Origin of the sequence: Pseudoalteromonas luteoviolacea H33-S (assembly GCF_001625695.1) — a bacterium.
GTDB classification, from domain to species: domain Bacteria; phylum Pseudomonadota; class Gammaproteobacteria; order Enterobacterales; family Alteromonadaceae; genus Pseudoalteromonas; species Pseudoalteromonas luteoviolacea_B.
The window spans coordinates 19,612-33,849 of sequence record NZ_AUXY01000085.1; the positions used below are offsets into that span (position 1 = coordinate 19,612).

A 14,238-nucleotide genomic window follows, 5' to 3' on the forward strand; every position below is an offset into this window, starting at 1 on the left:
AGTACAAATATGCTGCATTTGATAATTACGCTTTCGTGCTTGGTGCTTTTGCATGTTTTTCGATAATCCTAACCACTGAATCGGTAGGTACTACAGCACCATGATCGGCTACAATTCCTGTTTGAGCTGGCCTAAATAAAGCATCTAAAGCCACTTTTCTGTCTTCTTGCTCTACAAGCTTTCCTTCATTCATTAGGGCCAAGTAGGTTTTAAGCATTGTTTTTCGTTCTTCTGCTTCAAGGTATAGGTGTTGATCAGTCGAGTATTGTCGTGAGCAGAATCTAATCGTAAAACTTAATAAGGAAATAAAAATGACTGTAGCAAGAATTGATATTGGGTTAAAAACTCCAAGTATTAAAGTTACATCCGGTTGATCTTCATAAAACCACGTTACGAATTTTGGAAGAGTAAATGGGATTGTAACCGTGATAATTGAAAGCCCAATTAACACCAAAAGCCACATGTTCCTAGACTTTTTGTGGGCAGCTTGCTTATCTCCCCAGTACTTTACAGATACATCCAACTCTACTTGAGATAAGTAAACATCTTGAGCTTTTTGCACGGTCTCACTGGCATCAGATTCCATGCTTTTTACCTTGCTTCTTAGCTCCTTGATGTAGCCTTTGTATTTTTGGAGGGCTCGACCCCCAGCAGAAGCTAGCAATTTTTCACCATGTTCAATATGGCTACTCATTTTAGATGTTCCAGCATTAACCTCTTCATGTAATTTTAATAACCTGGAAGAGATTTCCTCTTGTTTGATTTTAAATTCATCAATAGAAGTATTAACTTCTTCTTCTAATTGCGATCTTATTTTCAAACCACTTATTTTGTAAAGTTCAGCTATTGCCAAAACTCGATAAGGAGCCAATTCAGACCACTCATCATAGCTTGCAGGATTTGCCCGGGCTTTGGATAACTTTGCATATTTTTCATAATAATTTCTGCTATAGCCAGACATACCTGCATCTTTGATTGGGGCGCAGCATAAATAAAGGATGCTTATAGCTAAAGCTGAGGAGCCCTCTTTGTTGTGGTCAACTAATTCCGGACAATGATTTAAGTTGTTCTTCCATTACAGCTGGTGCTGTCATATCGTTGTGACTGTGCGGTCTTTTCCAGTTGTAGTAACTCATCAAATAAAAGCTTATATCTTGTTCTGCTTCTTTAATTGATTTATAGCCCGTGCTCGGAATCCACTCTGTTTTCAGACTTCTAAATAAACGTTCCATTGGAGAATTATCCCAACAGTTACCTCTGCGACTCATACTTTGTGTTATTTGATAGCGCCATAACCTCTGCCTATATTTGATTGAGCTATACTGACAGCCTTGGTCCGAGTGAAACATGAGCCCTCTAGGTCGGCCTCTTTGTTCATAGGCCCTATCTAACGCTTTGACAGCCAACGCTGCATCTGGTTTATCTGACATTGCCCAGCTAACCACTCTTCTGGCATATAAATCAATCACTACAGCTAAATATGCCCACTTCTGACCTGTCCAAATATAAGTAATATCTCCGCACCATGCTTGATTTGGTTTGTGAGCACCGAACTCACGATTTAGTCGGTTGGGTATGTCTGGACGCTCATTCACTGCTCTTTTATATGCGTGAGGCCCTGGCTGTTTCGATACAAGTTGCATATCACGCATGATCCGCCTGATTTTGAAAAGGCCAACATCAATATCATACTCGGCCAGCATTGCCGAGAGTGTTCGGCTTCCTGCGGAGCCACGGCTTAATTTAAAGCACTCTTGGAGCTTAGCTCGAAGGAACACCTCGTTAGTATCAATGACATTAAGACGGCGCTTGTAGTCATAGAAACTTGAACGAGCGACATCAAAGACATTACAGACCAACTCAACCGAATCTTCCTCACTTAACTGGTCTATTAGAGAATACTGTTTGTTTCTTCTGACATTAAGAGAGCTGTAGCCTTTTTTAGTATCGATTTCTCTCGTTCTAAGCGATTGATACGGGCTTCAAGTTCTTGGATCTTCTGTTGTTCGGGCGTCAAAGCTTTCGACTTCGGTGTTTCACCGTTCCTTTCAACCTCAAGTTGCTGAACCCACCGTCTTAGAGTCGTTTCACCCACATCCAAGGAGCGACATGCATCTGGAAATGAGTAACCTTTATCTAAAACTAAGCAAGCTGCTTCAAGTTTAAACTCTTTACTAAATGTTCGACGTTTTCTGGCCATTTGACACCTCTAGTTAAGTGGTAATCATACCACCTAAAGTTGTGTCCGGGTTTATTGAACCACAACACTTCGACCTTTTCCTCAATTAAATTGCGCTCAGCAGTATGCGTAAATGGAAAGTTCACAGCAGCTAAACACCTATTGATTTTATCGATTGCATCATCAGAGGGAGTGCTTTCATCTGTCCAGTTATTTAACAACGGGGTGAACCAATTAAATACTTCGTTGATGCAGTTCTGCAAAAAAAACTTAGAAAAGTTTGAGAACACCCCTTTATTTAAGCGAAGCCAATCAAAACTAGCTTTCTCATCATTAATAAATTTAGATAGCTCATCAAGGGTTTTAAACTCTATAGATTTTCCAATAAAATGAAGAGTCACGGGAAGGTATGACATTTAACTTTCCTTATTTACGACTGAAGCCCCAATTATATAGCAACATAGTATTAACAGTAAATTTAATACTTAATTTAGTAAGGCGCACTCTGCTTTCACCACCCAAAAATCAACACTTTGAACCGCGGGCAACTTGGCACGTGTTATAAAACCCCCTTTGTTCAGTACTTTTATATACTTACAAGTGATAGCTTTTCGACAGTTATCACTGAGTCTTTCAACCCGTTCATCCATCTTTGTTATATGAATAAACTAAGTTCTAGCTCTAAACACTGACTAACCATATGTTGATCAATACTGTCCAACATTCTCTTAATTCAGGTTTCGATGGCTCTAGACTGTGAAATTTACGAATTCTTCAAAGGGAAGCACATACTCCCCACAAATCATTTCGGTTGATAAAACTTTTTAGTCATACCTTGGCTTTTTGGTGCCACTAAGCGATAGCCTAGTTTTTCATAAAATTTTGGTTCATCGGCGATCATGGATACATACGAGCCTTCAAGTGCAACCGATGTTAGGTATCTATCAATGTATTCCATCACTTGTCGGCCTAAGCCTTGTCCTTGGTATTGTGGGTCAACGGCGACATCTACAATTTCAAAATTACATGCGCCATCGCCCACAACTCGGCCCATACCGATGAGCTTGCCATCGTGGCGAATAGACACACCATATAACGTATTCGGCAAGCCAATTTCAGCTGCTTTTAAAGATTTCGCTGACAAGCCAGCCGTCACGCGCATATCACAGTATTCTTGGGGCGTAGGTACATGTTCTTCAATTGTATAACTCATAATCACTCCTAGGTAAAACTGATGTGATTATACATGCACCTGTATAAATAAACAGTATAACAATTTATTTAACTACGGGATGAAAAACGCTGTTTAGCACACCAGATAAATTACCTATTCAGCTCAGTAATATGCCACATTTCACCTGATGGCCCCCAAAGGTAGATGATTTTACCCCATCTCTCTTCTTTGATAGGTTCATACCTTATATCTATGTTTTTTACTTTTTGGATGGAATTCAGAGCAGCTTGAATATCAGGCACACTGAGTTGAAACATCAAACCCGCGTCAAAATTTATTTCAGCAGCTTGATACAAAAAGAACGTACATGTGCCATTGCTAATCACACTCATGTCTTCATTGGCATCGTCACTGATAAAACCTAACGCCTCATAAAAGGCTTTCGACACAGCTAACTCTTTTACCGGAATAAATGGACGTATATCCTTTGATTTCATACTTTTCCTTTATAAAGCGCAGTCTAACCTGTGTTGCTAGCGATGCTTAAAACGTCTCTATGCTCAATACGTAATTGAGGTGTCGCTCATTGTTTAACACAAAATACGTCTCGCCAATGATTTTAAAATTATGACGTTTATAAAAAGCCAAGGCGCGCTCGTTTTTGTGAAAAACAGTTAACCAAAGCTTAGTGTGTCCAGCGTTTTTGCAAGTATTAATGGCAGCATCAAGCAATTTTCTGCCTAAGCCTTTACCTGTAAACGGCTCTTGAATATACAGTCTATCTAACTCAGGACTGGGTTTTGATGTAACGGGGCAAGTGGCCGAATAGTCCAAAGACACTAGCCCTGTAAGATTGCTCGCGTTTTCACAAAGAATATATTGATAACTATTGTCCTTGATTTTATTTGCGATATTTTCAGCCGTAAACTCACTCAAAACATATGCTGAAATTGCATCGTTTACTCCATCAAGGGCATAATTGTGGAGCCAAACTTGCGCCGACAGTGCGGCGATGTTTGCACTGTCTTGTAATGTTGCTTCTCTATACATAGTCCTTTACCTCTACACAAGTGTACCTAATTGTATTTATCACTTTCTAAGTTATTTATAAATAACCATAAAGTAAAGGCAGCCTGATCAAACCACACATTACACGTAGCGCTTTAGCTTTCTGCCAGTAAATTCAAAACCACACTTTTGATAAAACGCAAATGTCCTGTCCCATTGCGCATTTGGTGGCGCTGATACGTCGACCCGCGACCATTCATGCTCCTTTGCAAGACTGATTATTTCATCAATCACTTTAGACCCGACCCCAGTTGCACGGTGATCTGGGCTGACCCAAAGCTCATTGATGATCCCATAACGGCCATTGGCAAAAAATGAAAAAGAATCCGATAAGGTAAAAAATGCCACAGGCTCATCATCTATTTTTACCTCATATGCGGTGTGCCGATGCGCTGGTAAAGCTTCAAATATGCTATCAAACTCAGCGGATGTCGGGACTTTTGCCTCACCAAATAACTCTGAATAGAGTTTACTGATGTATGATTTAATAAGGTTTTCATCTGTAATAACGCTAATCTGCATATTCATTCCTTTTAAGCGTATTAAATTGGTTATTGAGCCTGCGAAAACAGGTATTACTCAACATAACACAAAACGGCATAGAAACTATGAAAGAAAAAGGCGTTTTAACCACGATGTATCGTGCAGGTGGGTATGATTGAAAACGCCAGATTTATCACATTTTCAAATAAGAATATAGTGAATTGGGGGCACAGGCCCCCAAATTAATTATTGATAAACTTGTACATTATTGCTTTGAATATACTGCAATAGTTCATCGCTAATAGTCGTATCAAATAACCAGAACATTGGATTCATTGTTGATATATTCTCAACACCGGTAATATTTCCCAGTGTATTGTTTGAGAAGTGCAAAAACTGTAAGTTTGTTCCCTGAGGTATATGCAACTCAGTCACATTTGTATTTGATAGACTTAAATCATTCAAATAGGTCATGCTCTCGTTAAACTCAAACTTTGTTAATGGGTTTCCATCTAGGTTAACATTATATAAAGTCTGTAATTCTCCAAATTTAACCTCAATAAGTTTTGCCTCAGCAGCGTTTAGTGAAGATAGATTCTGATTGCTTTCTAAGCTTAAGCTCGTCAAAGGAGTAGAAGCAACTTCCAAAGAACGTAACTGCTCAAAGTAGCTCAAATCTAGAGCTTCAATTTTCGTATGATTGAGTGTCAAATAAGACAAGGCGTAGGTACCAGGTTCAACATCTAAACGGGCTAGATGTGAATTAGACGCGTCAAGTGACGTCAGCAATGAATTTCCACCAAGCTCTAGCAAAGTGATTGGCGTTTCGCTTAAATCGACAAACTCAATATCATCAAAATTACGTAAATCCAACGCAGTCAGTGCAGAGTGTTGAGCATATATACTTTGTATTTTATGTGCTGTTGTCACACCTGAAATACGCTCTATTTTACTCCACTCGATATTCAATGAACTTAGCTCAACATTATTAGTTAAATCCAAATGTGTTAGGGTTGAACTTCTGATTGATAAGCTTTTTAAACTAGCCTGATTAGACAAATCTAGTTCACTGATCAATGCACCCTCTATCTGTAAATTCTCTAATGTGCTGTGTGTGGGTAGTGCAATGCTTGTCACTGACGAACCATCAAGTAATCGTAAGTCATTCAAACTATCGAAACCACGTAAATTTAAATCAGTAAAATCTCCACCTGAAAAATCCAGTGTTTCTAATTGCGTCAAATTTTCAAGGTCAGCAAGCGCCTGCCCAGATAAACTAACGTTATTAAAAGACATTGACGTTAAAAATTTAAACTGCTCTATTCCATTAAAATTATCAATTTTAAGGTTTTCATCAGAATGTGCGTAACAATAAAAATAGTTCGAATATTGTGGAAAGATATTGCCTTGGTTTTCTAAGCAAGCTTTAAAGGCTGGATCTTCAATACCCAGCGAATCAAGTATAGGTTGCCCATTATCCTGCTCAAACGACACCTTCAATGTGCAATCAGACACAAGCGAAGGTACAACAATACCAATCTCAGAAATACTACTTTCCCATACGAAACGCGCATTACACCCATCAAAGTCAGCAATGCGATAACCTTCATCAGCCAATAGTGTCATGTGAGTATCATTATAAAAAGGTACATTTTCTAATGATGCACCAGTGTTGACCACTCCACCTTGACTGACATCCAGCGTAATATCAAAACCTGGGGTTTGGTATAACCAAGTTTGTTCAATCCCTTGCTCACAACTTTGGCCGTCTTGATATACGCATACCTTAATGCCATTAGGTATATGCATAACGGGTGCAATCCAATAAGCGCCTTGCGGGGTTTGTTGATAAAACTTCCCGTCAATGAATTTTGCAGCCCCGCTTGTTTCGTTAAAGATTGATGAAGTGTCCCAGCTATTTTTTTCCTCATCAAAGTATCTGTAGTATATGTCTCCTGCTACATACCTCTCACCTTTTAGGTAGTAAAAGCTAAATCTATCTAATGCACTTGGAATAAATTGCTCAACATGCATGTCGGAGCTGTGTTCAGCGATATGATATTCACCATTACTTTTTGCTAGTAACACCAACCCATTATTTTTAGACAATACCTTAAATCGCTCTGATTGCTCTACTATGCAAAACGTTGGGTCGGTCTCACACTCTGGAGAGTAATCAAGATAATAACTGACAACAAAAGCATTCTCGTCCAGTTGAACATCACCAAACTTAGCATACTTATTTACTGATGCGTCTTCATTTATAACAAAGCCATGATACACGCTTGACTCAGGGCTCCGCTTAAAGCGCCACTGCCCAGCGAGTTTTTCAATAGTTAATGGCTCATCCATTGCTTTTGCCATGATGCCTATTCCGTTTTGGAAATAGCTATTACCATCAAACCAATGAGAGTCTCGAGTCTCTATTTGAATAAAACCATTATGCTGATTAACAGGCTTTAAAATATAAGTGTCGAAAGTATTATCTAGAGAAGTTAATTTCAATTGCCCTAATTCATCTACTTCCCAGCTCAATTGTACTTGGCTAGTTTGAAAACCTTGCTCTGAGAAAGCTTTTAACAACGCCTGACCATCTGCTGCAATCTCAATTTCATAATATGTATATGAATTTTGATATACAAAAACCCAATTTCCTTCCCAATTAGTCACCTCCTGAACTTCTTCCCCTGCAAAATCTTTATGGAGAACAGGGCCAAGTTCAAAACCTATACCATCATGACTTTCACCTTCATCAAGTGCCCAAACTAAAGACTTGTCATCTAAATAGCTAAACTCCAAGGCATTAATAGGTTGATAAAGGTCACTTTCAGTAAAAACATCCGCATAGTAACTTGCGAAATTAACTGAAAAAATGTATTCAAACTCAGCACGAGTATGATACTCAGATAAATTATCCCAAACGAAATTTATACTATGTGTGTAATCAGCGCTTTCATTAAATCTATAAACCCCTTCTCCATTAGGGTTAAAATTCAATTCGTGTAGCAGGGGGAGATATAAAGACGAATCATATAAAGTATGTTGACCATATACTGGTAGCTTTTCTTCAAACGTTGCTTCGATTTCACATGCACCGAAGTACTTTTCTGTATGAGAAAATTCAGTTGGAATATCTTCTAAAGCTACAGAGTAGTCTTGACCACATATGTTTAGAGCAGAAATATAGTAGCCTTCATCTGCTAATACTCGAAGGCCAATACTCTCGCCAAGAGGAACATTTTCTGTACGTAAATCTATACGGCCAGATCCATTGGTTTTAATTGTAACAGGAAAGGTGACCAGCGTTGTCGTATAAACGGTGGTATTTGATTCATCACATGCAGCAGTAAGCTCCGATTTTAAGCATATCGCAAAGCTCTCACCACCAAGATCAGTAACTTCAAGATAGAGTTTGCTATTATCATACGGTGATGTTAGCTCATAATAACCTTCTCGCTGTTCAAATGAATAAAAGTCAGAACTTGATTGGTTGCTCAGTCTCAAAGATATTTTGCAAGGCTGGTCGTTATAGCAATAATTAACGCTGGTTATAATACTGCCAGTTTCGCTATATAGACTGATATTATTTGCTGATAGCGCATCATCAAAAGACCAGGTAAGCGCCTGATCGTCTGTTACTTCTATAAACCTTATCACCTCAAAAGTGTAATCATGGTCTGCATATTTAGCTGTATAATTGACAGCGATTGTGTCGCCAGAAACAGCCAATAACTCATAAGAGCGCTCAGCGTTAACAATGCATAACTCGCTATTTTCGCAAGTCGTATAACTGCCTCTCCCGTCAAATGAATAGCTATATGATACAAGTTCACCTGACTCAAGTGCATACTGCCTGCCAGTGCTAAGACCATAATGAACCAACCCCTGTTCATCAATTTTAAATACATTATTGCGAATGTCTTTTAACCTTACCCAAGTACGTTGATAATCAAAAGTATCAAAACTGACATCTTGATGCTTAACCATATACGCGTTATAGGATTGAGTTATTTGGTCATTTTCTATGGTGTGGCCCATAAAATGATAACCTAAATCATTATGCGCAATAAGCTGCAATATTTGTATTCTGTTATCTTGCTGAAAGGTAAGTTCATTCCCCGAGATTTGCCAGTTGCTTTGCTCTGAGCTTTGTAAATTTGTAGCTATACTGTTCTCATCAAACTCATACTCAAAATATACATCTTCTTGGGCGTTGATTATTTTATAAAATGACCAAGTTCCTTCCAATGTGGGCTGTGACAATTGCGTAAAGCTACTTTTTGTATATGTTTGTGAGTGAAAAGAGAATTGATGGGCCTGTAGCTTTGAGTCCACATATACATCACCACCAAAGGTTACGGTTGCAGAGTTAAAGTGCTCATTTTGCGCGTAAAAATCTAACTCGATACGCTTTAGTTCTAGAGAATTGTATTCATCCATATAGGCATTGTAATTAAGTATAACAGGCTCTAAAAAAGTAATTACAACACGATTATTTTCACGCTCCCAAGACACTTCATGGCGCTCATCTGATATATAATAACCAGTATTTTCGTCGTTCAGCTCAAGACCAAAATAGATACCATATTGAAAGTCAGGTTCAGTTACCCACAAAACTTCATCTAAGATGATTTCAGCGGGCTGCAGTAAATCGGTGTCCGACTTCAAAGCATCGATAGTGCGCTCAATGAGCTCAGGCTGCTCTTCTTTTAATTGGGCGAGGTACTGGGTAGCGACATTTTCGTCCTTCACCAATTCTAACGTTGTAGCATACCCGTCAGGCAGGTCTACTGTGTCATTATCTACAATGGCTTTGAGCAAAGTTGCAATATCTAACTTTTCTTTGGCACTGACACTAAGTTTACGTTGCTCAAGAAGCTCATTAGAATTAAATGCATCGTCAAATTTAGACAATAATACAAACTCAGCAGTTGTCACATTGGTTACATTTACACCAAATTGTTCTTCTGCATCAAGAACTTCATCATCGCCAGCTGCCAAGCTAAGTTGAGACAAAGACCCTAGCTGCGAGACAAACTCAACAAAGCTTTGTTTATCTTGACCTGTTGCGCTCAGCTTCACTAATTCATTTGCATACGCCTCTTCACCTTGCTCTAAATTGATAGCAAGCGTGTATTCGCCAAGACTATTTGCGACTGCCGTAAATGCCTTATCACCAATCTGCGCTTTAACATTGGCGTTTTCAATAGGCTGATCTGTTACCTTGCCCGATATTTTTAATTGTTGTGCAAATGCTTTAATCACAACCGAAGTAGATGATGTCGCCTTACCGCCTGTCTCATCTGTAACAGTCAGATTAAAAGTGATCGGAATATCTTCGTTGATATCACCACTGCTTATTACAAGTGTATCGGTATCTGTACCAATCACTTCAACATAATCTGGTGCATTGCTCGTCCACTCATAAGACGTAATTTCTTTACTCGTTGAAACACCAGCCTTTACAGAAAAGGAGGATTGCTCGATGGCATGTTCTTGTGCCTCAATTGTCAAAACAGGGGTGTCAATGAATGTCACCAAATGAGTCGCTGTTGCTGTTGCACCTTGTTCGTCTGACACGGTGACAGAAAATGTTATCGGTGTGTCCTTAGCCAAATCATTGCTGCGTGCGGTAATACTGGCGTTGTTTTCACCATCGACGGCAATCGCCGAACCTCCATCATGTGACCATGTATAGCTCAGCAATTGACTCTCTTTATCATGTCCATTTGCAACCAAACTAATAGCTTGCATCTCATCTGAATGCATTTGCCCTTCAATAGACACCACCGGTACACTATTAACAACAACTGGCTGTGTTATACCTTCTTCCTTCGTATCTGAAGATCCGCCACCGCAACCTGAAATTATTCCTATCAAGCCTGCGAGGCAAATCTTACTTACCGCACTATTCAATTGCAATTTCCTCACCAATGTTTACAAAAAAGGCGCAGGATACACACAGCATAAGAAATGTTCAAGATTTAGATGTGAGCAGTAAGATGGTAGTCTGTTTGCTTTTCAGACATGTGCTTTTCTTTTAATATAAATTTCAGACAGATAATAGTTATATTCAATATACTATTACAGGCTGTAATTAACCTACTATTGATGGATTTGTTGCACTTTTATACCACTGAAAAGATTACTCCCTATGGACTTGCGAAGCTTAATCACCAATAGTGAGCAATGTAAAGGCTTCTTTCAAGGATCTTAAAGGGAGCTTTAAGTCAGTGAACGACGTGATATGAACCAATGACTGCTAAAACTACTTAATGAATTTACACATACCATGACCTAAAGGCATACCCGTTCTTTGACCATAGCCGTAACGTGCGTAAAACGACTCTTTCCCTCTCGCTGACATAAGACCAATCGTTGCGCCTTTTGAAGCATTATCAGCCAACCAACTTTCAATCTGCGCCATCAACATACCGCCTATCCCTGTTTGTTGATAATTTGGATGTACTGCGAGATCTTGAATATAGAAAAATAAGGCGCCATCACCTATAACCCTGCCCATTCCAACAAGCTTTGAGTCTACCCGCGCAGTAACATGAAATAGCGACTGCTCCAAACTCAATGCCGCCATATTTAAATCTGTATCACCCCAACCAACATCAGTGCGTAATTGTACAAACTCTTTGGCTGAAGGCCCAATCGCGTTGATTTTCACTTTCATATCACTTTCCCTATTTTAGATAGATAACAATTTTAATATTGCTCCATGACTTATCTTACTTGCAACATCGGAACGAGCTATTGTCATGCCAGCAAATTATCCAACTCACACACCTTAGAGATACAAAACCATAGACTAATTTGTATTTTCGCTCTCTTCATTTCAACTGTCTCTTTGAGTTATCTCAACGTCCAAAAAGTGTGCTATGTTCAATTTGGATTTTTTAAAGTTGATATAACGAAGACATCTTAAAATGCTAAATAGAGCAAGATTATCATCACAATAGTCAGGCGTTTATATCAATTACACTTAAGTTAGGGAGAGTTTTGTGAAATTAGAATCAATCGCTTTACATGAAGGATATACATCCGAGCCCACAACCAAATCTGCGGCAGTGCCCATTTATCAAACAACCTCATATACTTTTGATAACACAGAACATGGTGCTGACCTATTTAACCTCGCAGTACCTGGCAATATTTACACACGGATCATGAATCCAACCAATGATGTGCTAGAAAAACGCGTTGCGGCAATGGAAGGCGGTATCGGCGCATTAGCGGTGTCATCAGGCATGGCTGCAATTACATACGCAATACAATGCCTCACTGAAGTTGGCGATAATATCATTAGTACCAGCCAACTCTACGGAGGCACATATAACCTATTTGCTCACTCATTGCCAAGACAAGGCGTTCAAGTCAAGATGGTTTCTTATGATGACTTTGATGGCTTCGAAGCTGCAATTGATAGCAACACTAAAGCTGTTTTTTGTGAGTCCATAGGTAATCCCGCAGGCAATATCGTCGATATCAGCCGTATTGCAGAAATAGCGCACAAACACGGTGTACCAGTTATTGTAGACAATACGGTAGCAACCCCTTATTTGTGCCGCCCTTTTGAGCTGGGCGCAGATATTGTCGTACATTCATTAACGAAATATATGGGCGGCCATGGTACGACAATTGGCGGCATCATTGTTGACTCAGGTAAATTTGATTGGATTGCAAATAAAGAGCGGTTTGCAGTCATGAACGAGCCCGATCCTTCTTATCATGGCGTGGTATACACGGAAGCTTTTGCTGAAGCGGCTTATATTGGCCGATGTCGTGTTGCCCCGCTGAGAAACACAGGCGCTGCACTATCACCGATGAACGCATTTCAAATTCTTCAAGGTATAGAAACCCTTGGGCTAAGAATGGATCGTCATTGTGAAAACGCGCAAAAATTAGCGGAATATTTACAACAGCACCCAAAAGTCGAATGGGTTAATTACGCCGCCCTTGCAAGCAGCCCAGATCATGATGCCTGTCATAAAATTACTGGCGGCAAAGCTTCTGGGATTTTAAGTTTTGGCATCAAAGGTGGTATTGAGGCCTGTACTCGATTTATCGATGCTTTAAATATGATCCTGCGTTTGGTCAATATTGGTGATGCAAAATCGTTAGCTTGTCATCCTGCGTCAACTACACATAGACAGTTAAATAAAGCAGAGTTGGCTTCAGCTGGTGTGAGTGAAGATCTCGTTCGAATTTCAGTGGGTATAGAGCATATCGATGACATCATTGCAGATGTATCGCAAGCGCTAGATAAAGCGTAAAACACTGATATAACTAGCATTAATTATTTTTCATTGTGCAATCGCATGTAAAGCTGAGTTAATGGTTTTTAACTCAGCTTTAAGTAGCTAAACGATTTCTAGATTGAAACACATCAAGGTAATTACGGTCTTTTAAATTGCTGACGCGCTTTTTCAGCCTTGGATCTGATAATACATTCTGCAGCGTGATCATTAATCAACCCCATCGCCTGCATAAAAGCATACACTGTTGTAGGGCCTACAAACTTCCAACCTCTTTTTTTCAAATCTTTCGCAATCGCTTTAGACACATCTGAAGTCGATTGCGTTTGTGGCTCATTCATACTTTCAGACGATGGTTCATAACGCCAAAAGTAGGCTGCGAGCGATCCCATCTCTGCAACCATTTCTTGGGCTTTTTTCGCATTATTAATGGTGGCCTCTATTTTTCCGCGATGGCGAACGATGCCTTCATCCGATAGTAATCGTGTAATGTCTGCATCAGTAAAATCCGCAATTTTATTAAAGTCGAACCCCATGAATGCACGTCGAAAATTCTCTCGCTTTGCTAAAATTGTTCTCCAGCTTAAACCAGATTGAAAGCTTTCAAGGCACAGTTTTTCAAATAGGCGGATATCATCACCGACAGGAAAGCCCCACTCTGTATCATGGTAGTCAATAAACTCAGTGACAGAGGCCGCCCACTTGCAACGCTTTTGGCCATCTTCACTCGTTACTATTGCAATCATACAATCATTGACCCAACAAGAATGACAGCCTTTCGTCCGCCTTTTTGGGATCTATTTCTAAAATTTCTGCAGTAACGACATTTTCAGCCACAAAAGGGTCTGCATTAACTCGCGTTTGTAGGTCTTCAAGGGATGTATTATGCGCAATCACAGATCCTCCAAGCCCAGGTTGCAAACTCCCCACAAGTATAAATACACCATCATCAAAACCTTGCTTAATCCATTGATTATGCGCACCCATATACTCGCTGGCTTGAGGTTTATTATCTGAAAACTTAAGCAATACAACAAACATTTTTCATCCTTATATTATTTGTAATTTTG

At 39.5% G+C, this 14,238-nt stretch carries 12 protein-coding genes; 1 reads left to right on the forward strand and 11 read right to left on the reverse strand.

Going from position 1 to position 14,238, the window contains the following annotated elements; translation table 11 throughout:
• Window positions 1-25: 25 nt before the first annotated feature.
• From N477_RS16785 to N477_RS16830, 9 genes are all read right to left on the reverse strand, one after another.
• A complete protein-coding gene (locus N477_RS16785; protein WP_063362296.1) occupies window positions 26-961 on the reverse strand; it encodes a DUF6161 domain-containing protein in 936 nt (311 codons plus the stop codon).
• Between the two features lie 76 nt (window positions 962-1,037).
• Window positions 1,038-2,200, reverse strand: a protein-coding gene (locus N477_RS16790) for an IS3 family transposase (protein WP_155731938.1) whose coding sequence is annotated in 2 segments (ribosomal slippage) — window positions 1,038-1,945 and window positions 1,945-2,200 — 1,164 coding nt in all. Because the reading frame shifts where the segments join, the coding sequence is not laid out codon by codon here.
• A complete protein-coding gene (locus N477_RS16800) occupies window positions 2,143-2,595 on the reverse strand; it encodes a hypothetical protein (RefSeq protein WP_063362299.1) in 453 nt (150 codons plus the stop codon). Before N477_RS16800 ends, N477_RS16790 begins: the two co-directional genes overlap by 58 nt.
• Before the next feature lie 386 nt (window positions 2,596-2,981).
• A complete protein-coding gene (locus N477_RS16805) occupies window positions 2,982-3,392 on the reverse strand; it encodes a GNAT family N-acetyltransferase (RefSeq protein WP_063362300.1) in 411 nt (136 codons plus the stop codon).
• A 110-nt stretch (window positions 3,393-3,502) separates the two neighbouring features.
• Window positions 3,503-3,850 carry a hypothetical protein gene (locus N477_RS16810; protein ID WP_063362301.1) on the reverse strand — a complete coding sequence of 116 codons (348 nt, stop codon included), beginning with the start codon at window positions 3,848-3,850 and terminating at the stop codon, window positions 3,503-3,505.
• A 46-nt stretch (window positions 3,851-3,896) separates the two neighbouring features.
• Entirely contained in the window at window positions 3,897-4,403 is a 507-nt protein-coding gene (locus N477_RS16815; protein ID WP_063362302.1) for a GNAT family N-acetyltransferase, read from the reverse strand.
• Between the two features lie 99 nt (window positions 4,404-4,502).
• A complete protein-coding gene (locus N477_RS16820; RefSeq protein ID WP_063362303.1) occupies window positions 4,503-4,943 on the reverse strand; it encodes a GNAT family N-acetyltransferase in 441 nt (146 codons plus the stop codon).
• 207 nt (window positions 4,944-5,150) lie between these two features.
• Window positions 5,151-10,820 (reverse strand): leucine-rich repeat domain-containing protein, encoded by a 5,670-nt coding sequence (locus tag N477_RS16825; RefSeq protein ID WP_063362304.1) that lies wholly within the window; start codon window positions 10,818-10,820, stop codon window positions 5,151-5,153.
• A 352-nt stretch (window positions 10,821-11,172) separates the two neighbouring features.
• The gene (locus tag N477_RS16830; RefSeq protein ID WP_063362305.1) at window positions 11,173-11,586 is read right to left on the reverse strand and encodes a GNAT family N-acetyltransferase; all 414 of its coding nucleotides are present in this window, start codon (window positions 11,584-11,586) and stop codon (window positions 11,173-11,175) included.
• A 328-nt stretch (window positions 11,587-11,914) separates the two neighbouring features.
• Here N477_RS16830 and N477_RS16835 point away from each other — a divergent pair, with 328 nt between their 5' ends.
• Window positions 11,915-13,186 carry an O-acetylhomoserine aminocarboxypropyltransferase/cysteine synthase family protein gene (locus N477_RS16835; protein ID WP_063362306.1) on the forward strand — a complete coding sequence of 424 codons (1,272 nt, stop codon included), beginning with the start codon at window positions 11,915-11,917 and terminating at the stop codon, window positions 13,184-13,186.
• 122 nt (window positions 13,187-13,308) lie between these two features.
• On the opposite strand, the gene N477_RS16840 is transcribed toward N477_RS16835, so the two are convergent.
• A complete protein-coding gene (locus tag N477_RS16840) occupies window positions 13,309-13,914 on the reverse strand; it encodes a DNA-3-methyladenine glycosylase I (RefSeq protein WP_063362307.1) in 606 nt (201 codons plus the stop codon).
• Between the two features lie 4 nt (window positions 13,915-13,918).
• The gene (locus N477_RS16845) at window positions 13,919-14,209 is read right to left on the reverse strand and encodes a YciI family protein (RefSeq protein ID WP_063362308.1); all 291 of its coding nucleotides are present in this window, start codon (window positions 14,207-14,209) and stop codon (window positions 13,919-13,921) included.
• Window positions 14,210-14,238 lie beyond the last annotated feature (29 nt).